The sequence below is a fragment of the Ruegeria sp. AF3 genome (assembly GCF_056536285.1).
Map to the genome: position 1 here is coordinate 663,697 of NZ_JBQFJM010000001.1, position 19,399 is coordinate 683,095.

General features: G+C 56.3%; 18 protein-coding genes. 11 read left to right on the forward strand and 7 right to left on the reverse strand.

Translation table 11 applies throughout. The annotated features are described in order from the left end of the window. The first annotated feature begins 154 nt into the window (after positions 1-154). Both ACR3FC_RS03320 and ACR3FC_RS03325 read left to right on the forward strand, forming a co-directional pair. On the forward strand, positions 155-856 hold the full coding sequence (locus ACR3FC_RS03320) for an autoinducer binding domain-containing protein (protein ID WP_480473391.1): 702 nt from the start codon (positions 155-157) through the stop codon (positions 854-856). Positions 857-963: 107 nt separating this feature from the next. Further along, positions 964-1,818 carry an acyl-homoserine-lactone synthase gene (locus tag ACR3FC_RS03325; RefSeq protein ID WP_480473392.1) on the forward strand — a complete coding sequence of 285 codons (855 nt, stop codon included), beginning with the start codon at positions 964-966 and terminating at the stop codon, positions 1,816-1,818. Positions 1,819-1,918: 100 nt separating this feature from the next. Here the strand turns inward: ACR3FC_RS03325 and tig are convergent, their stop codons facing one another. From tig to ACR3FC_RS03340, 3 genes are all read right to left on the reverse strand, one after another. Continuing rightward, positions 1,919-3,250 (reverse strand): trigger factor, encoded by a 1,332-nt coding sequence (gene tig / locus ACR3FC_RS03330; protein WP_480476781.1) that lies wholly within the window; start codon positions 3,248-3,250, stop codon positions 1,919-1,921. A gap of 173 nt (positions 3,251-3,423) precedes the next feature. Next, the gene (locus tag ACR3FC_RS03335; protein WP_480473393.1) at positions 3,424-4,548 is read right to left on the reverse strand and encodes a porin; all 1,125 of its coding nucleotides are present in this window, start codon (positions 4,546-4,548) and stop codon (positions 3,424-3,426) included. Between the two features lie 309 nt (positions 4,549-4,857). After that, positions 4,858-6,561 (reverse strand): NAD(P)H-hydrate dehydratase, encoded by a 1,704-nt coding sequence (locus ACR3FC_RS03340; RefSeq protein WP_480473394.1) that lies wholly within the window; start codon positions 6,559-6,561, stop codon positions 4,858-4,860. Between the two features lie 169 nt (positions 6,562-6,730). On the opposite strand from ACR3FC_RS03340, the gene ACR3FC_RS03345 reads away from it, so the two are divergent. The 4 genes from ACR3FC_RS03345 to ACR3FC_RS03360 all read left to right on the forward strand — a co-directional run bounded on the left by ACR3FC_RS03345 (position 6,731) and on the right by ACR3FC_RS03360 (position 10,686). After that, complete coding sequence (locus tag ACR3FC_RS03345; RefSeq protein ID WP_209503542.1) at positions 6,731-7,069, forward strand: P-II family nitrogen regulator; 339 nt, start codon at positions 6,731-6,733, stop codon at positions 7,067-7,069. Between the two features lie 33 nt (positions 7,070-7,102). Beyond that, entirely contained in the window at positions 7,103-8,509 is a 1,407-nt protein-coding gene (gene glnA / locus ACR3FC_RS03350; RefSeq protein ID WP_480473395.1) for a type I glutamate--ammonia ligase, read from the forward strand. A gap of 287 nt (positions 8,510-8,796) precedes the next feature. After that, positions 8,797-9,585 (forward strand): lytic murein transglycosylase, encoded by a 789-nt coding sequence (locus ACR3FC_RS03355; protein ID WP_480473396.1) that lies wholly within the window; start codon positions 8,797-8,799, stop codon positions 9,583-9,585. Between the two features lie 198 nt (positions 9,586-9,783). Then, a complete protein-coding gene (locus ACR3FC_RS03360; RefSeq protein ID WP_480473397.1) occupies positions 9,784-10,686 on the forward strand; it encodes a hypothetical protein in 903 nt (300 codons plus the stop codon). Positions 10,687-10,722: 36 nt separating this feature from the next. On the opposite strand, the gene ACR3FC_RS03365 is transcribed toward ACR3FC_RS03360, so the two are convergent. Continuing rightward, positions 10,723-11,466, reverse strand: coding sequence for a heme-dependent oxidative N-demethylase family protein (locus ACR3FC_RS03365; RefSeq protein WP_480473398.1), 744 nt, complete (start codon positions 11,464-11,466; stop codon positions 10,723-10,725). 122 nt (positions 11,467-11,588) lie between these two features. Between ACR3FC_RS03365 and dddP the strand changes: the two genes are divergently transcribed. Further along, a complete protein-coding gene (gene dddP / locus ACR3FC_RS03370; RefSeq protein ID WP_480473399.1) occupies positions 11,589-12,932 on the forward strand; it encodes a dimethylsulfonioproprionate lyase DddP in 1,344 nt (447 codons plus the stop codon). Between the two features lie 10 nt (positions 12,933-12,942). Here the strand turns inward: dddP and ACR3FC_RS03375 are convergent, their stop codons facing one another. After that, positions 12,943-13,137, reverse strand: coding sequence for a hypothetical protein (locus tag ACR3FC_RS03375; protein ID WP_480473400.1), 195 nt, complete (start codon positions 13,135-13,137; stop codon positions 12,943-12,945). 275 nt (positions 13,138-13,412) lie between these two features. Between ACR3FC_RS03375 and ACR3FC_RS03380 the strand changes: the two genes are divergently transcribed. After that, positions 13,413-14,627 carry a bifunctional alpha/beta hydrolase/OsmC family protein gene (locus tag ACR3FC_RS03380; RefSeq protein ID WP_480473401.1) on the forward strand — a complete coding sequence of 405 codons (1,215 nt, stop codon included), beginning with the start codon at positions 13,413-13,415 and terminating at the stop codon, positions 14,625-14,627. 32 nt (positions 14,628-14,659) lie between these two features. Here the strand turns inward: ACR3FC_RS03380 and ACR3FC_RS03385 are convergent, their stop codons facing one another. Next, positions 14,660-14,977: a hypothetical protein gene (locus ACR3FC_RS03385; protein ID WP_480473402.1), complete on the reverse strand. Its 318-nt coding sequence runs from the start codon at positions 14,975-14,977 to the stop codon at positions 14,660-14,662. 11 nt (positions 14,978-14,988) lie between these two features. Next, complete coding sequence (locus ACR3FC_RS03390; protein ID WP_480473403.1) at positions 14,989-15,549, reverse strand: hypothetical protein; 561 nt, start codon at positions 15,547-15,549, stop codon at positions 14,989-14,991. A 354-nt stretch (positions 15,550-15,903) separates the two neighbouring features. On the opposite strand from ACR3FC_RS03390, the gene purB reads away from it, so the two are divergent. The 3 genes from purB (at position 15,904) to ACR3FC_RS03405 (ending at position 19,300) form a co-directional block, all read left to right on the forward strand. Then, entirely contained in the window at positions 15,904-17,208 is a 1,305-nt protein-coding gene (gene purB, locus ACR3FC_RS03395; protein ID WP_480473404.1) for an adenylosuccinate lyase, read from the forward strand. A 379-nt stretch (positions 17,209-17,587) separates the two neighbouring features. Then, positions 17,588-18,130 (forward strand): tetratricopeptide repeat protein, encoded by a 543-nt coding sequence (locus ACR3FC_RS03400; RefSeq protein WP_480473405.1) that lies wholly within the window; start codon positions 17,588-17,590, stop codon positions 18,128-18,130. 69 nt (positions 18,131-18,199) lie between these two features. Then, complete coding sequence (locus ACR3FC_RS03405; RefSeq protein WP_480473406.1) at positions 18,200-19,300, forward strand: flagellar motor switch protein FliG; 1,101 nt, start codon at positions 18,200-18,202, stop codon at positions 19,298-19,300. Positions 19,301-19,399: the final 99 nt, after the last annotated feature.

A 19,399-nucleotide genomic window follows, 5' to 3' on the forward strand; every position in this document is an offset into this window, starting at 1 on the left:
TGCGGTATTGCACAGACAATTAAGACCTCTCCTTGTCATGTTTAGAAAAGTATGATGTTCTGACGTGGTGAGGTAAACGGGTTCCACTCTGTGTAAGACGCATGCTCGACGACACCATCGGGCGGCAAGATGGGCCACAGCTGGTAGGCGCCACATGGAAATTGTCGATCTGAGCACTCTGCCGGATTCTGAAGTTCGATATACCGAGTTTCTAAGGCAAATCTGTGAGAAGCATGACATGGATCATGCGGCCTACGCTGGCATGAATCCCGCGGCAGGAACAGTGGCTGGCTTTGTCACCTATGACGACGCCTGGACCGAGCATTACCAGAAACAGGGTCTGATCATGATCGACCCGACCATCCACATGGCCCGCCGCAGTATTGCTCCGGTGGATTGGAGTCGTCTTGAACGGAGTCCGGATTTTCAGCGTGTGTTCCGGGATGCTCATGATTTTGGCCTGCCCAGTCAGGGTGTTACGATCCCGGTACGTGGCCCTTACGGTGATATTGGCCTGCTGAGCGCAACCCGAAATTGCAGCAAGGAAGAGTGGCGTAAGCTCTATACAAACTTTATCGGCGATTTGCAGGCCATGGCCGTACACATCCACGACAATGTCGTGTCGTCGGATCAGCTGACCAACGCACTATATCATCCGACATTGTCCTCTCGCGAAGCGGAAATCCTGCAATGGGTCGCCGCAGGTAAGTCGCAGCAGGATATCGGCGATATTTTGTCTATTTCGCACCGAACCGTAGAAGTACACTTGCGTTCGAGCCGGGAAAAGCTTAGTGCGCTGACCACCCCTCAGGCTGTAGGGCGGGCGATAGCGATCGGGCTTATTACCCCGGGATAAACAAAAAAATCCCCAAATTTCGTCAAAATACGGGAATCCCCCAATAGAAAAATCTTTCGAGAGCGGTAACGTCAGTATTACCGAACAACCACTCGAAGGGGGAAGAAATGATCATCGTGGTAGATGGCCTGAACAGACATATGTTCAGCGAAATTCTTGACGAAATGTTCGAGTTGAGAGCACGTGTTTTTGGCGGACGTCTTGGATGGGACGTAAAGATCGAAGACGGCAAGGAAATTGATGAATTCGATCATCTGGACCCGGCATATGTAATCGGACTCGACGACGGGGGGAATGTCGTCGCAGCCGTGCGTGCCCTACAGACCACAGGACCTCATATGTTGTCGGATGTGTTTTCGGCAATCCTTTGCGGGGAAGCACCACTTCGCAGCGCAACAATGTGGGAATCAACACGCTTCTGCGTGGACACGCAGCGCCTAACGCGTGGCAAGGAAAAGAATTCTGTCTCTTATGCTACCTGCGAGCTGATGATTGGTTCTCTGGAATATGCCAAGAACTCAGGCATTCAGGATATCATCACCGTAATCGATCCGGTCATGGACCGGGTTCTGAAACGGTCGAACTGCGCGCCATATGACTATGTCGGCGAAACGGTTCCCATGGGGAAAGTCTCGGCACTGGCCGCCCTGTTGGATTGTACCGATGAACGCATCTCGGGCCTGCGCGAATTTGCAGGCATCCATGAGAACGTCTTTATGGACGACGAAGTGGCACTGGCACTGTTTGCAGCCAAGAAGGCCGCAACCCAGAACCCGGCCAATCAGGATCACAAGCCACTGACTGATCTTGAGAAGTATTTTGTGGAACAGATGAGCGCCGCGAGGAACGAAGCTGAACGTCAGGACGTTCTGAAGCTGATCGAAGCGCTCTCGGATACGTTCACACCAGAGCAGAAGATCGCTTTGTTAGAAACCCCCCGTGCTTTTGCTCATGAGGCCTGACCCCCTCACCTCATAGACACAAAAGCCACCCATGCGGAGCCGTCTGTTTACAGGCGGCTCCGTTTTTTCCCCTCTCTGAACAAAGAGGGAAGGAAGAGGATTATTCCTCTTCCAATGCCTCAATGGCTTTTTGCAGGTCGTCCTTGCTGACTTCCTTGTCGCTGACCTGGGCCAGCTCGAACACATAGTCGACAACCTTGTCTTCGAAGATCGGCGCGCGCAGTTGCTGCTGCATCTGAGCGTTCTGCTGTACGAACTCGAAGAACTGGCGTTCCTGGCCCGGGTACTGACGGGCCTGATTCATGATCGCCTGGGTCATCTCGGCGTCGGTGACTTCCACCTCTGCCTTTTGGCCCAGTTCAGCCAGCAACAGACCCAGACGCACGCGGCGTTCGGCCAGCTTGTTGTGCTCATCGGTGGGTTCGATCTCACCGTGGTCATGGCCGGTTACCTCGGGGTTTTCCTCGTGCCACAGCTGATGTGCAATCTGCTTGGCTTCGGCTTCAACCAGCGACGGCGGCAGGTCGAACGACACTTTCTCATCCAGCGCGTCCAGCAGGGCCCGCTTCATGACAGCGCGCGATGCACCTGCGTATTCTGCTTCCAGACGTTCCGAAATCTGAGTTTTCAGGGCGGCCAGATCCTCGGCGCCAAACTTCATCGCCAACTCATCGTTGATCTCCGCTGCAACCGGCTCTTTCACTTCCTTGATCGTGCAGGTGAAGACCGCGTCTTTTCCGGCCAGGTGTTCGGCACCATATTCTTCCGGGAAAGTCACGTTGACGTCTTTTTCTTCCTCGGCCTTCACACCGACCAGCTGGTCTTCAAAACCGGGGATGAAGCTGTTCGAGCCCAGAACCAGCGGGTAATCTTCCGCCGATCCACCTTCGAATTCTTCACCATCAACCTTGCCGACGAAATCGAACACGATCTGGTCGCCTTCCTTGGCTTTCGAACCCTTGCGGCGGGCTTTGAAGTCCTGAGCGGTTTCAGCCAGGTTGTTCAGCGCTTCCTCGACGGCGGCGTCATCCGCTTTGACGATCAGCTTGTCCAGCGCGACCGATTTCAGATCGACCTCAGGGATCGCGGGCAGCGCTTCGTAGGACATCGCGACCTCGATATCATCGCCTTCTTTCCAGTCCTCGTTGGTCATCTTGACTTCGGGCTGCAGCGCGGGGCGGTCGCCGCTGTCCTCAAAATGCTTGTTCATCGCACCGTCGATGGATTCCTGCATCGCCTCGCCCAGCAGGCGCTGGCCAAACTGCTTCTTCAGCAGCGCCATCGGCACCTTGCCTTTGCGGAAGCCTTTCATTTCGATTTCAGGCTGTGCTTCGGTCAGCTTTTCATTGACCTTGTCGTCCAGTTCGGCTGCGGTCACAACGATGTTGTAGCCGCGTTTCAGACCTTCGTTCAGCGTCTCGGTAACCTGCATTTTGGTAGTCCCCATAGGATTCGGGGCGCGCAAAACGGGCGCGCCGGGCAAATTTGACGCCTTCTATTTGCCCTGCCGCCAACGTGCAAGGGGCAAAGGCTGAATCAACCTGGTTTTGGCAAAAAAGAACGCCCCGGTTTTCGGGGCGTTCGTGTTGGGTCGCTGGAAGGCAATTAAAACTTCCAGCGCGCGCCCAGAACCCATGCTTCGTTGTTGTCAAAGGATGAACCATCCTCGAAGTCGTGGTTGCGATACTTCAGGTATACATCGGTATTGATCGCTTCGACCTTCTGCACGACAGCGATACCCCATGCCTTGGTGTCGGACCCGTTGGTCTCGAAATCCGCGCCGTCATAATAGTCGATGCCGACACCTGTCTTACCCCAGGAAACCCAGTTCCCTTCGTACGAGACCTTGCCGTACCAGTAATTCGGGTCCGTCTGGCCAGCCCGGTCATCGTCACGCGTGCCGCCGGCAATCGTGAAACCCAGACCGCTGGGCAACAACACCGAGGCCGAACCGATGGTATCTTTGCGATCCCCTGAATTGTCATCCCGGTCCCGCACCGAATACGCGACAGCTGCCGCAAACTCTACTCCGCCTGCAAAGGTGTTTTCATAGAACACACCGACGTCGTAGTAGTCATCATCGTCACTGCTGGACAGGATGTTCTGACCATATGCAAATGCGGCCGAGAACCCGTTAACCGTTGGTGTGTCATACCGCACACGCCCGCGACGTGAGCCGTCAAAGTTGCTGGAACTGTCACCAACCGTAATACCGCTCAACACACCGTTTGTGCCACGATAGAAAAAGCCCGAGTTTTCATCGTTTGTGAACGAATACAGCGCGGTGCCGACATAGGACAGGTCCACCTCGGCAGCACCATCTGCCACCATGCTGCCCTGACCAGCCGAGAATTTGCCGTAGCTGCCCTTCAAGGCAAAATCCACAAATCGGATATCGTCGCGAGTCCAGCCGCTGAAATTTGTACCGTTCTGGTTCCATTCAGTCGAGTTCGGCAAGCCCAACGCCGTTTCCAAGCGAAAGGTAAACTCGTTCTGGCCAAATGGCTGCATCAGGCGCAGGCCAACCCGGCTGTTCGACAGATCGTTGTCGAGGACCCGGGTCTCGGTATCTTGCCCGTCATCAACAGAAATCAAGGCTGGGTTAAACTGCCCGTACAACAGCACATAGCCGCCACTGTTATTTTCGTATTTCAGCTCTGCGGCTGCCGGAACAGCGACCGTGGCAGTCAGAAAGGCAGCAACCGATATCTTTTTGATATTTGGGGTCATTTCACTCACCATAATTGGTTCGGGGTTCAGATACTGCCCATTTGTTTACTGAATCCGAGCGTTCCAGTGGTCTGCCCCTTGTCTTACGCAAGAATTGTATTTTAGCAACAGAACACACAAAGAATTCTACCATTTTACATTATTTTTCATCAGCTTACAAGATACGACTCCAGCCCCCACTGGCAGCTTGCAAATGAATAGTGATGCCTACCTATGCACCTGACAAATATGCGGTATGCATCCGCGCACATCTTGACAGCGAAAACATGCGATTCAGACAGAGCCTGAACTGCTTTCTGCCCAAAACAACTAGACATTCAGCTGTTTGAAAACACCGGGCAATTGCTCAGGCAGATCCTCGGCGATCAATCCCGGCCCGAAACGCCGTGCGCATTCCACGTGCAGCCACGCTGCTGTCTCAGCCGCCGTCATCGGATCGACCCCCCGTGCCAATAGCCCGGCGATGTAACCGGCCAACGCATCGCCTGACCCGGCGGTTGCAAGCCAAGGGGCGGCGCGATCATAGCACGCGGCATTGATCGAACATCGCCCGTCCGGGGCCGCAATGACAGTATCCGGCCCTTTGAACAACACGACACATCCCGCACGTGCCGCTGCCTCTCGCGTTGCGTCCACCTTGGAATAGGCGGGGCCTCTGACCGGCGTTTCGCTCAGCTTTTCCGCCAGATCGGGGAACAGCCGCGCAAACTCTCCGCCATGTGGGGTCAGAACGCAGCGGTCATGCAGCATTTCGAACAGGTTTCCGGGATCACCAGCAAAAGCTGTCAGCGCATCCGCATCCAGAACCGTCGCACGTTTCGCAATCAGGGCGACCGGCACCAGGTCCCGCGCGCGCTCCAACCCCAAACCGGGGCCCAGACAAAGGGCGTTCATCCGCACGTCCTGCAATACGTCTGACAGCATTTGAGAACCATCAACGCACTGTAGCATGAGGGCAGTGATCCGGCTCGCCACCTCTGCCAACGCCAAGGATGGCACCCCCAGCGTCACCAACCCTGCCCCAATCCGCAAGGCCCCCCGCGCGGCCAGACGCGCCGCACCGGATTTGGAGGGGCCACCCGAAAGGATCAGGGCATGGCCATGGGTGTATTTGTGCGCAACGACTGAAGGTAAATCGCTTTGCTTTGTCAAAAGCGTTCTTGCACGCCGCCCGCTATCGAGCTTTTGGTCGTCCAGAGTGACGCTGCGGACTGGACCCCGGCCTGCTCTTTCTCCTTGCAAAATAACCTGCCCCCAGTGCCGCTCCGACGTTTCATTCAGACCAATTTCGACGACGCTCACTTTCCGGCAATAGGCCGGACCGTCGCTCAACACATGCCCAAGTTTTCTTCGTTCGAAGGTTACTGTCAGATCCGCAGAAAGGGGTCTGGCATCGGTCAATATTTCTGCTCGGGCACCAAGCACCTTTCCGCTGTCCATGCACAGCCCCGAAGGAGAATCGACTGCCACAAAGCGAACGCGTGATGACAAGCTGCAAAAATACTCCAACAATTGCCCAAGCACAGGATCAATCGGACGTGTCAACCCCGTGCCGAAAATCGCGTCCACCAAAACGTTAGGTATTCCAAAATTGGCCAGGCGGTCATTCTTCAAGCCTTCTTTTGAAAGCGCGTTGATAACACCCAACTCACCCCATCGCTGATAATTCACCCGCGCGTCCGGCGGCAGCCTGTCAGGATCGCCATACAGGAATACCTCAACCTTCCAGCCCAGTTCCCGCAAAAGACGCGCCACGACAAACCCGTCACCGCCGTTGTTTCCGGGCCCGCACAGCACGACCGCGCGCAACGGATTATCTTCATCTTTTTCCAAATACTCCGGGGAGCGCGAGGGGTTGGCCCCTCGCCTGTCCAGATCTGGCCATTCCTCGAAGATCGCCTCGACAACGCCTTGCCCTGCCCGCTCCATCAGCTCCAAGCCCGTGACCTCACCGGACTCGATGGCCGCGAGTTCGATGGCTTTCATCTGCGCCGCTGTCAGCAATTCGGACATGTCACACCCTCGCGCGATTCAGTTTCGATTACTTTTTGTGCAAACCGCCCAAAAATTAGCACAGAGCCTGATTTCAACGGATACCGACCCGACCGATACCGCAATCACGTTGCTGCCCGATCTTAGACGTGATCACTGCGCCTGAGACAACCATTCAAGGTGAGCCGGAATGAAAAAGATCGAAGCGATCATCAAGCCGTTCAAACTGGACGAAGTGAAAGAGGCGTTGCAGGACGTAGGTGTTCAGGGTCTCAGCGTCGTCGAAGTCAAAGGTTTCGGCCGTCAGAAAGGCCATACCGAGCTGTATCGTGGCGCGGAATATGTTGTCGACTTTTTGCCCAAGGTAAAGGTCGAGGTCGTATTGGACGATGACCAGGTCGATGCGGCCATCGAGGCCATCGTGTCGGCAGCCAAGACCGACAAGATCGGCGACGGTAAGATCTTTGTCTCTCCGGTTGAACAAGCCATTCGCATCCGTACCGGCGAGACCGGCTCGGACGCGCTCTAACATACCAATCTTCAAGTCAGAGGAATTAAGAGAATGAGCAAGGACGCAGTTCTTCAGCTGATCAAGGAAGAGGGCGCCGAATATGTCGACGTCCGTTTCACCGACCCCCGCGGCAAGCTGCAGCACGTGACCCTGATGGCCGATCAGGTCGACGAAGACTTCCTGGACGAAGGCTTCATGTTCGATGGCTCGTCCATCGCAGGCTGGAAGTCGATCGAAGCATCGGACATGAAGCTGATGATCGACACCGAAAGCGCATATGTTGATCCGTTCTACGCTGAGAAAACCATTTGCGTACACTGCACGGTCGTCGAACCCGATACAGGCGAAGCCTATGAGCGTGACCCGCGCGGCACAGCGCAGAAAGCCGAAGCCTACCTGAAGGCATCGGGGATCGGCGATGTTGCATACATGGGCCCCGAAGCCGAGTTTTTCCTGTTTGACGATGTCCGGTATTCGAACACGATCAACAAGGTATCCTACGAAGTTGATGCAACTGACGCATCATGGAACACCGACACCGAATACGAAATGGGCAATACGGGCCACCGTCCGGGCGTCAAGGGTGGCTACTTCCCGGTGAACCCGATCGACGAAGCGCAGGACCTGCGGTCGGAAATGCTGTCCACCATGAAGCGTCTGGGCATGAAGGTCGACAAGCACCATCACGAAGTTGCGTCATGCCAGCACGAACTGGGCCTGATCTTCGACAGCCTGACCAAGCAGGCGGATGAACTGCAAAAGTACAAATACGTCATCCACAACGTGGCTCATGCGTACGGCAAATCGGCAACCTTCATGCCGAAGCCTATCGCAGGTGACAACGGCACCGGCATGCACGTGAACATGTCGATCTGGAAAGACGGCAAGCCACTGTTCGCGGGTGACAAATACGCTGATCTTTCGGACGAAGCGCTGTACTTCATCGGTGGTATCCTGAAGCACGCCAAGACACTGAACGCCTTCACCAACCCGGCAACCAACAGCTACAAGCGCCTGATCCCCGGTTTCGAAGCCCCAGTTCTGCGCGCCTACTCGGCCCGCAACCGATCAGGTTGTGTCCGTATTCCGTGGACCGAGAGCCCTAAAGCAAAACGTGTCGAGGCTCGATTCCCCGATCCGGCAGCGAACCCCTACCTGGCGTTTGCCGCTCTGTTGATGGCTGGCCTGGACGGCATCAAAAACAAGATCGATCCGGGCGAAGCCATGGACAAGAACCTGTACGATCTACCTGCCGAGGAACTGGCCGGTATCCCGACGGTCTGCGGCAGCTTGCGTGAAGCTCTGGAAGCGCTGGCTTCCGATCACGACTTCCTGTTGCAAGGTGACGTGTTCACCAAAGACCAGATCGACGGCTATATCGCCCTGAAGATGGAAGAGGTCGAAACCTACGAGCACACACCACACCCGGTTGAGTACGGCATGTATTACAGCTGCTAAGCAACACGGCATGGATTTACAGGGGCGCCCAAACGGGCGCCCCTGTTTCATTTGCGCCGGTCTGTCGCTGTTCAGCCTTTTCGAGCGCCATGACGCAGAATACACACTTTTTACCTTCGCCCTTGCTATCTGCCCGATGCTGAGGATCTGAAACCCTTCAAAGGCGCTCTGCAGACCAGTCAACAAGCTTTTGCAGGAGCGGTTGGTGCTACTCCAACGAACTGCTTTGCCCAATTCAAAGCTCAAAGTAGGCTGGCCTCAGATTTTAACACAACCGGATTACCTGCATGTTTCGCCTTTACGTATTATTCGCCCTGCTTGTGTCCTCACCCCTTCTGGCCGCGCCTTGTGGGAATACCAGCGCGGGGTTCGAGGCCTGGAAGGCCGATTTCGCCCAGCAGGCCCGCAAGGCTGGTGTGAAAAAAAAGGGCCTTCAGGCGCTTGCCCAAGCTCAATACGCCACGGGCACAATTGCGGCAGACCGCAATCAGAAAAGCTTCAAATACACACTGGACAAATTCATGCGTGTCAGAGGTGCTGATGCAATCGTCGCGCAGGGGCGCAAACGCAAGGCTGCAAATCCCGATTTCTATGCTGCGCTTGAACGGCAATACGGTGTTCCGCCGGGCATTCTGATCGCCATTCACGGCATGGAAACCGGCTTTGGCAATTTTATGGGAGACAGTCAGGTTGTTTCCGCAATCACAACACTGGCCTATGATTGTCGCCGGTCCGAGTTCTTTGTTCCGCACGCAATTGGGGCACTTAAACTGGTCGATGCAGGAAGCATTACCGTGGCGACAAAAGGGGCAAAACATGGCGAGTTGGGCCACACTCAGTTCCTGCCGGGCAACGCCCTGACCTATGGCGTCGATGCCACCGGCGACCGTCGGGTGGACTTCTATGACATGACCGACGCGCTTGCCTCGACCGCCAATTATCTTCGCAAGAAAGGGTGGAAGCCGGGGCGTGGCTATCAGCCAGGGGAGCCGAATTTTCAAGTGCTGCAACAGTGGAACGCGGCCTCTGTTTATCAGCAATCCATAGCAATCATGGCCGCCCGAATCGACCAATAGGCGGTCGCACCAAAAACACACTCCGCACCCGCTTTCGCCACATTTCCGCCACAGTGACAAACAAAAGCCTTTAGTTTCTTGGTTTCCAACGCGTAACCAATACCGGAGTAAAATCACCTTTTTTGCATTTTCCGCCAAATTCTCCACACGAATGGTTGTTACAGTGTTTGCTGAACAGTACGCAAAAAGGACAGTGCAGTGGCTCGGAAGCACAGCTACCATGGCGGCCTGCAATTTAACGGCGACGCGAATGGCGCGATCGAGCGTTTTGGCACAATCGTTGCCACGACGCTGGAAGATTACGGCCATCTGGTCGAACGCAAGGCGTTGCTGAGCAATTCTGAAGCCAGCATTGTTTCAAGTCAGTATCTTGTGCGACTGACCTTGGATACAGGCACCCCCGAGCAGGAAGACCGGTACGAGCGTATGGATCGCGCCGCGGGGCTAAAAACGATAACAAAACCCCGCGCCGCAAATCCGCAAAACAGATTGGTTCTTTCAATCACGCCGGTCTCACCCCTGCTGGATGACTCCGAGATTTCGGAACTGATGATGGTCGTCATTCTGTATCGCATGGTCGACATTTGTTCGACCCGGCGCGTTGAATGGCTGTCGCCACACACGGTTCTGACGGTCGAGCAGTTTATGAGCGCCTTTGACACTCTGGCCCCCAGCCGATCACGCGACAGAAAACAAATTTTTCAGTCGCTGACCGGGCAATTCTCGGCAGTGAATGTGCCAGAGAACGGTGACACCTTAAGTGTACTTCATACTTCGACGTCCCGCCCGATCCAGCTGACAGATGAACAATTGCTCAGCATCGCGTTTCGCAGTGAAGATACAAACATGCCAGGTCAGGAAACGTTCGATGACGACGATGGTGTCGTAAAGCCAAGCGACGTTCTGCGTCTCAGCAGTTGGTGCATGACGGGTGTACTGGCAGGCGTTTCGACCCCGATTGCCCTGTCAATGGCTGCAGTGAATCTGATCCGGGGTGAAGATTTTCGCCTCAACACCCAGGTGCTTGTCTTTACCTTCGCGATAGTTGCCCTGAACGCAACAAACGCGTTTGCCGATGTTGCGGCCGCCTTGGGCCAATAAGAGAATTACAGAAGACCCTCCTTGGATGCCCCGCCTTCAGGCGGGGTTTTCCATTTTGGGGACCGCGTTCGCCGCCAGAACATAAGTGTGGATTGAAAAGACGACCGCATCCGTTTTCGGCAAGCGCAGCAGGGTTTGCCGCTCACTTCTCAGGTAAGACGTTTTACGTCGTTCTTTGACGCCCCGCCTGTCACTGGCGCTTCGGGGTTGAAACAGTTCGGGGTCTTCATACCAAAGCACGTTAAAGCGCCAGAGCGGACGACCGGGCTGTATCCCGTCGAACAGGCGCTGCACCCGCTTGGCGATATTGTCGTCGTAACTTGCTACAGGCACATGGATGTCGATCAGTGGTCGCATGAATTTCTCGGACAAAAGCCAGCTGGCCGGGAAACACAGGATTGCGCCGGTCAATACATGTTCAGTTCCGCGCTTTTGAAGGATGCAAAAATCCTCCTGAACCAGCCTGCACAATGTATCAAGCGGCTGCGCCCGGTCGACTGCGACGGTCGCACCATCGGGTCTGACGACCTCCTCACCCGCATTGGGATAGACCTGCGACACCACAAGGTCGAGCAGTTCCCGAGCAGCAGATTCAGCCTGCGGATCAAGCGCCAGAACGTCATCGCGGCGTTCTGTCAGCAGCTTCTCCCGGCGTTGCATCTGACCGGCATAAGCCTCGTCCCGATGCAACCAGTTTTCCATCGTTGCAGGCTGTATACCCGGTAAAGCACGCGGGTCGCCGACATCATATGGTATTTTTTCCTGCAGAACTTTATTCATACCAGCGACTTAGCATAGGTCGATATTTTTGTCGGTCGAAAACGACAGGTTCGCCGTCGCATTTTTCCAAGACGATCCACATGGGCACCTTAGGTTTGACCGAACAAGCAACGAGGTCCGTCATGAACAAGCATTACCGAGACGCGCGCAAGATTGACCCCAGCCGAGGCGCTACGCTGGGCGATGGCACGCCAAATGAGAATGACCGGATCGAGATCGGGCCGACACAGCTGGCTTTTGACGAATGGGCTGCGGCAGGTCTGGAATTGCCCAATCTTGCACGGATGCGGGAACACCGCTGGAAGCGACTGACGCAGGCCATCGTTGATCGCGGATATGGTGGTTTGCTGGTTTTTGACCCGCTGAACATCCGCTATGCGACCGACAGCACGAACATGCAGTTGTGGAATACGCATAACCCGTTTCGCGCGGTGCTGTTATGTGCCGATGGCTATATGGTGATCTGGGACTACAAGAACTCTCCTTTTCTCAGCACGTTCAATCCGCTGGTGCGCGAGCAGCGTTCAGGCGCGGATCTGTTTTACTTCGACCGTGGCGACAAGGTGAATATAGCGGCAGATGTCTTCTCGAACGAGGTGCGCGTGCTGATCGATGCGCATGGCGGCGGCAATAAACGTTTGGCTGTCGACAAGATCATGTTGCACGGTCTGCGCGCGCTTGAGGCGCAGGGCTTTGAGGTCATGGAAGGCGAAGAGCTGACCGAAAAGACCCGTTCCGTGAAGGGGCCAGATGAGATTCTGGCCATGCGCTGTGCCAATCACGCCTGTGAAACCGCTGTAGCGGAAATGGAGAGCTTTGCGCGCGCCAATGTCGGCAATGGCAGGACAACCGAGGATGATATCTGGGCTGTTCTGCACGCGGAAAACATCCGGCGCGGTGGCGAGTGGATCGAGACCCGCCTGTTGGCGTCAGGCCAACGCACGAACCCCTGGTTCCAGGAATGCGGCCCGCGCATCACGCAGCAAAACGAAATCATCGCCTTCGACACCGACCTGATCGGGTCTTACGGGATTTGCATCGATATCTCGCGTACATGGTGGATTGGTGACCAAAAGCCCCGCCCTGACATGATCTATGCCATGCAGCACGCGCATGAACACATCATGACCAACATGCAAATGCTGAAGCCCGGTGTGATGATCCCGGAACTTACGGCCATGTCGCACAGGCTTGACGACAAGTTTCAGGCGCAGAAATACGGCTGCCTGATGCACGGAGTGGGATTGTGTGATGAATGGCCGCTGGTCGCGTATCCGGACAAAGCCGTCGAAGGCGCCTATGACTATCCGCTGGAGCCAGGCATGGTGTTGTGCGTCGAAGCCTGTGTCGGCGAAGTCGGTGGCGATTTCAGCATCAAGCTTGAGGATCAGGTTCTCATTACCGAAACCGGGTATGAGAACCTGTCCAGATATCCCTTTGACCCCCAATTGATGGGGATCGAATAAGGCCGGGCCTTCACTCCGACCAATGGGACCGGCGGACGTTTCCATGCCAGTCTTCCGTGGCAGGGCTGATCTGAACCTGTGAACCACCTTGGGGTGCGGGCCAGGATTGGCCGACCGCGAACCCGGCAACGCCGGCCAGAATAATGGCCAGGATCATACGTGAACGCAGGTCGGGTATCTGGGGCGCAATATCTGCATGTGACATCTGTGTCTCCTGTTTCAGCTTTCATGAACTACAGATGGGATGTGCCGAGACATAAGTGAAACGAATGTTTGTTCTGATTGTCATCATCGTTCTTGATATTAAAAGAAAGTGAGAGTTCCGCCGCCGTGCAACACGAAAACGGCGGGGATCTTGTGCAGTCTGTGAAACACCCATTCGTTCTCACCTTCCCGTTACGCGTGTGACTTAAGGGTTGTGACCGAAGGGTCAAATACACAGTATTGGGCGTGTTCCCCCGTACCACTTAAGGAGCCGACATGCCCACGGAACGCATCACTTTTGCCGGACATGACGGCAGCCAATTGGCGGCGCGACTGGATTTGCCGGACGGACCAGTGCTGGCAACGGCCCTGTTCGCCCATTGCTTTACCTGTTCCAAGGATATCCCGGCCGCCCGGCGCATTTCTGCCCGTCTGGCTGCCATGGGTATCGCGGTGCTTCGGTTCGATTTCACCGGGCTGGGCCATTCAGAAGGCGAATTCGCCAACACGACCTTCACTTCGAATGTCGAGGACCTGATTTCAGCCGCGCAATATCTGGCCGGTCGAAACATGGCACCTGCACTGCTGATCGGCCACTCGCTTGGTGGCGCGGCGGTGCTGCGGGCGCGGGCTGGTATTCCGACTGTAAAAGCCGTCGTGACATTGGGTGCTCCGGCGGACCCCGCCCATGTATCGCATCACTTTGAGGCGGCGCTGCCTCAGATCGAAGAGGACGGCAGTGCCGAGGTCTCTCTGGGTGGTCGCCCCTTCCGAATTGGTAAGGCTTTTGTGGACGATATTGCCAAATCAGCCCTGTCATCTGCAATCGCCGACCTCAAAGCTGCCCTGTTGATCCTTCATGCTCCACGCGACGAAACGGTCAGCATCGACAATGCGAGCGCGATCTTTATGGCCGCGAAACACCCCAAAAGCTTTGTAACTCTCGACGATGCCGATCATCTGATCACGCGCGCCTCTGACGCCGAATATGCAGCAGATGTCATCGCCGCTTGGGTTTCGCGCTATGTGAAACTGTGCCCGCCCGCTCCGCCACCGGGTGCGCCAGAGGGCGTTGTGCGCATAACAGAAGCAGATCCGGGCGGGTTCATGCAGGATATTCAGGCCGGTCCAAACCACCATCTGGTCGCGGATGAGCCCGCATCCTATGGCGGTACGGACAAGGGCATGTCGCCTTATGGCTTTGTCTCGGCCGGTTTGGGGGCCTGCACATCGATGACAATACGCATGTACGCCAGGCGCAAAGGCTGGCCCCTGACAAATGTCAGCGTCGATGTGTGTCATGACAAAGTTCATGCGCAGGATGCCGGATTGGTGAATGACGGCAAGGTGGACCAGTTTCGCCGGAAAATCCGCCTGAGCGGCCCGCTGGATCAGGAGCAAAGGCAACGATTGCTTGAGATTGCGGACAAGTGCCCGGTTCACCGGACGCTCGAAGGCTCGGCCCACATAACGACCGAGCTTCTTTCATAAAAAAGGCCGCCTGACAGGCGGCCTTTTGTTCCTTAGCGTCGCGGGCCCGGTCGATGAATGGGCGGGCGGGCAACCGGTGGGCGCGCCACAGGTGGGCGCGGGCGCGCGGGAGGTTTGGCCACAGGCGGTTTCGGACGCTCGGGGCGCACTGGTCGATCAGGCCGGTTGGGACGATCAACGTCAATATCCACATTAACGTCATGGTAATAGTCGTTCCACAGCATCGAGTCGTAAAACGGGTCATACCCGTACCCGACCCCGACCGTCACACCGTCACAGGCCGACAGCGTCAAAGTCGCGATCCCAAACCCCAGCGCAAGGGACATCCGTTTGATCAGTCTAACACTCATCGCTCCCTCCCTCACTGAAGTGCCCGGAACGACGCGAAAACGGCGTTCAGATCATCTGCATAACTCGGGTCCGCCCCGTCCCGCAGAATGGCAACTGCGATGGCAACCCGGCCTTGCGGAAGGTCAATGACGGTGGCGGAAAAGCTTACTCCCTTGCCGTCCCGGTGCCCGGTGCCCCGAAACACGCGGGCTGGCAACCCGCCAATACGGGTATCGCTGGTGCTGGTCGTCGTCGGGTCTTTGACCAGAAACTTGTCGATATCCTGCAAGTACCGGACGCCGCCCTGAATTGTTCCAACCCCCGAAGGTGATACGAAACCCATCCACACTGCGTCGTCTGTCACCGGCCGGAGCCCCATAACCCGCGCGACCGCGCGGGCGTCGCCCAGTTCGGTATCCTCAATCTCGCGCGGGCCGCCGGTGCGAAGGATCCAGAAGTCGGGTACGTCAAACCGAAAAAGCGCTCGGCCTTCCTCGGTGTAGGTCACGGGTGTGTCAGCCAGTGCTGGTGCAGCTGCGCCGACGCAAAAAGCACCACAGAGGGCAAGTATCGAACATGAAAACAAACGCATATCTCAATAACCTGATTATTTCCTTCCTTTCAGATTGAACAGTCAATGTGCTGTTTGTCCAGCATCGCTTGGCAGCAAGGTCAAGACGGGCATCAACCCCAACTGGCGGCATGATCCCGTGAGAACCAGTGCGGGTACAAAACCTGCCTTGTAGCGGCACCCTGCCCGTCACTGCCGCACCAAGTCCTTTGCAAGACAGTTTCCCGAACCCGTCTGCTGCTGAAAAGCCCGAACAGACGGCAAGAATCAGGGCAAACCGTCTCATATGCGCTCTCGCATCTTGTTCCCTACCCCGCACGCGGCTAAACCCCGCGCCAACGCCTCATCCAATCTGCAATAAAGGTGCCGTCGCCTATGATTCCCCGTTATTCCCGCCCCGACATGGTCGCCATCTGGTCGCCCGAGACCAAGTTCCGCATCTGGTACGAGATCGAGGCGCACGCGTGCGACGCCATGGCGGATCTGGGCGTGATCCCGCGCGAAAATGCGGACGCTGTCTGGAAAGCCAAGGATGTGGAATTCGATGTCGCCCGCATCGACGAGATCGAGGCCGTCACCAAGCATGACGTTATCGCCTTCCTGACCCATCTTGCAGAGCATGTCGGCAGTGAAGAGGCGCGTTTTGTGCATCAGGGCATGACCAGCTCGGACGTGCTGGACACTTGTTTCAACGTACAGCTGACCCGCGCTGCCGACATCCTGATTGCCGATTTGGAAGGGCTTTTGGCCGCGCTCAAGCGCCGCGCGATGGAACATAAGAACACGGTTCGTATCGGACGCAGCCACGGCATCCACGCCGAACCGACAACCATGGGTCTGACCTTTGCCCGCTTCTACGCCGAGATGGACCGCAACCTGTCCCGGATGCGCGATGCGCGTGCGGAAATCGCCACCGGAGCGATCAGCGGCGCGGTTGGTACCTTTGCCAATATTGATCCCGCGGTCGAGGAACATGTCTGTGACAAGCTGGGGCTGGTGCCTGAGCCGATCAGCACGCAGGTCATTCCGCGCGACCGCCACGCGGCCTTCTTTGCCACGCTGGGCGTTGTCGCCAGCAGCATCGAAAACATTGCCATCGAAATCCGCCACATGCAGCGGACCGAGGTGCTGGAGGGGGCTGAGTTCTTCTCGATGGGCCAGAAAGGCTCCTCGGCGATGCCGCACAAGAAAAATCCGGTGCTAACCGAAAACCTGACCGGTCTGGCGCGCATGGTCCGCGCGGCCGTAATACCGGCGATGGAGAATGTTGCGCTCTGGCACGAACGCGATATCTCGCATTCTTCGGTCGAGCGCATGATCGGTCCGGATGCCACGATCACGCTGGATTTTGCGCTGGCACGGCTGACAGGCGTGGTCGACAAGATGCTGATCTTCCCCGAGAACATGATCGAGAACATGAACAAGTTTCCCGGCCTTGTCATGAGTCAGCGGGTTCTGTTGGCACTGACACAAGCGGGCGTAAGCCGTGAGGACGCCTATGCCATGGTACAGCGCAACGCGTTGAAGGTTTGGGAACACCGCACCGACTTCAAGGAGGAACTGTTGGCGGATGCTGATGTAACTGCCGCACTCAGCCCTGCGGAGATCGAAGAGAAATTCGACCTCGGGTATCACACCAAGCATGTCGATACGATCTTTGCGCGCGTGTTTGGCGAATAACGGAAATCTTTTCAGTCTATTAGCCGGGGGTGCTCTGCCACGTGCAGGGCACCCCCCCTTGTTTTTGCCAGATCAACGGAAATGCGGTATCCTGCATGTGCTTTTTCCATACGAGGGAAACATCATGATCCGAACAATCCTAAGCGCATTGGCACTGGTTCTTGTGGCTTCGGCCGGGCTTGCCTGCGAGCAGCATTCCAAACAGACCCAATCCTGCGCTCCCGGTACGGCCTGGGATACTGAAACAAAAAGCTGCGCGAAATCTGTCAACAGCTGACAATTTTTGTCCAGTTCGTGAATAAAAGCGACCGTTCCCCTGTTAGCTTTTTTGTAGATCGCACTATGATTTCAATAAGAGCCCCGAGAACGGAGTAAAGAAATGCGCCTTTTGTTAGCTTCTGCCCTTGCCTTGCAAGCCTTTGCCTTCGCGCCTGCTGTCCATGCTGCAGGTGGTGACAGCAGCAGCCCGCCGAAACCGACGAATACAACCAAGAAATGCCTGTTCGGCCGTGTATATGACGAAACCCGTGGAAAATGCGTCAAACCTGACAAGTCAAACCTGACAGATGATCAGCTGTATAATGCGGTCCGCGAACTGGCCTATGACGGGCAATACGGGCACGCTCAGGACATTCTGCGCGTCATGGATCAGGACGACGATCGTGTCCTGACCTATTGGGGTTTCACCTATCGCAAGATGGGCGAGCTTGAACTGGCAAATGTCTTTTATCAAAACGCGATCAATGCCAACCCAGACAATCTTTTGGCGCGCAGCTACATGGCGCAGGGGTTTGTGTCCGAAGGCCGAACCGATCTGGCGATCGAGCAATGGCGCGAAATAAAGGCCCGTGGCGGAGAAGGCACCTGGGCCGAGGCGTCGCTGCGTGAAGCGATCCGAACGGGTCTGACATACAGTTATTAAGGTTCAGGGTTATTTAACCCGACTCTCTCTAATCTGCCTGTGGTTCGAAAACTTTGGCTCCACAGGCAGATGCAAAACACCAACGCATTAATTCAAACGGTTCAAGGGGCTTCGGCCCCGTTTTCCGCAGGGGGTAGCGACAGCCCGCGCCTTGTTCCCCGATCTTTGACCAGCCGTCAGAAGGCGGCCGTCGTCGTGCGCCTGTTGTTGAACGAAGGCGCCGATCTTCCGTTGGAGGAGCTTCCCGACGACCTGCAAGAAAAACTGACACATCAATTGGGGGAAATGGGTCTTGTGGATCGCGTGACCCTGGGTGCCGTGGCACAGGAGTTCAGCGAAGCCCTGGACAATGTCGGTCTGGCCTTTCCACATGGGCTTGCCGGGGCCTTGGATGCCGTCAGTGGAAAAATCACACCCGCAACAGCGGCACGTTTGCGCAAAATTGCCGGAGTTCGTCAGATCGGTGATCCCTGGCAAAGGTTGCGCGACATTCCAGCCCAGGACCTTGCGACCATGGCACAGGCGGAAAGCACCGAAGTGGCCGCTGTGATGCTATCGAAAATGGATACGGCACAGGCGGCGCAGATGCTGGGCCACATGCCGGGTCCGGTGGCGCGGCGGATCACTTACGCAATCTCGAAAACAGCAAATGTCACACCCGAAGCGGTTGAGCGTATTGGCTGGTCACTGGCTGCTCAGTTGGATCAGCGGCCTGTTCAGGCCTTCAATGACGGTCCGGGCGCGCGGGTGGGTGCAATTCTGAACCAGTCTGCGTCTGCCACGCGCGACGACCTGCTGAACGCGCTGGATGAGGACGACGCTGATTTTGCCGATCTGGTGCGCCGGTCGATCTTTACCTTCGCCCATATCTCCAGCCGGATCTCGCCCCGTGATGTTCCAGCGATATTGCGGGAAGTCGATCAGCCTGTTCTGGTCGCGGCACTGGCTGGTGCAGCCGCGGATGATGACAAGGCATCTGTCGAGTTTCTGCTGTCGAATATCTCCTCTCGTATGGCAGATAACCTGCGCGAGGAAATCGCGGAACGCGGGCGGGTCAAGCAATCTGAGGCCGAAGATGCCATGACCCAGATTGTTGGGGCGGTTCGTGCCCTGTCTGACGCCGGAACAATTACGCTGATTGAAAAGGAAGAAGACGAAAGCACGGGTTGAGGCAGGAACAGGCGCTCCCACAAAATCGTTGGGGCGGCCATTTCGCTTGGGTGCTTGAGGTTACGGGTACCGGGTTGTATGTCTTAGGCAACATTTCGC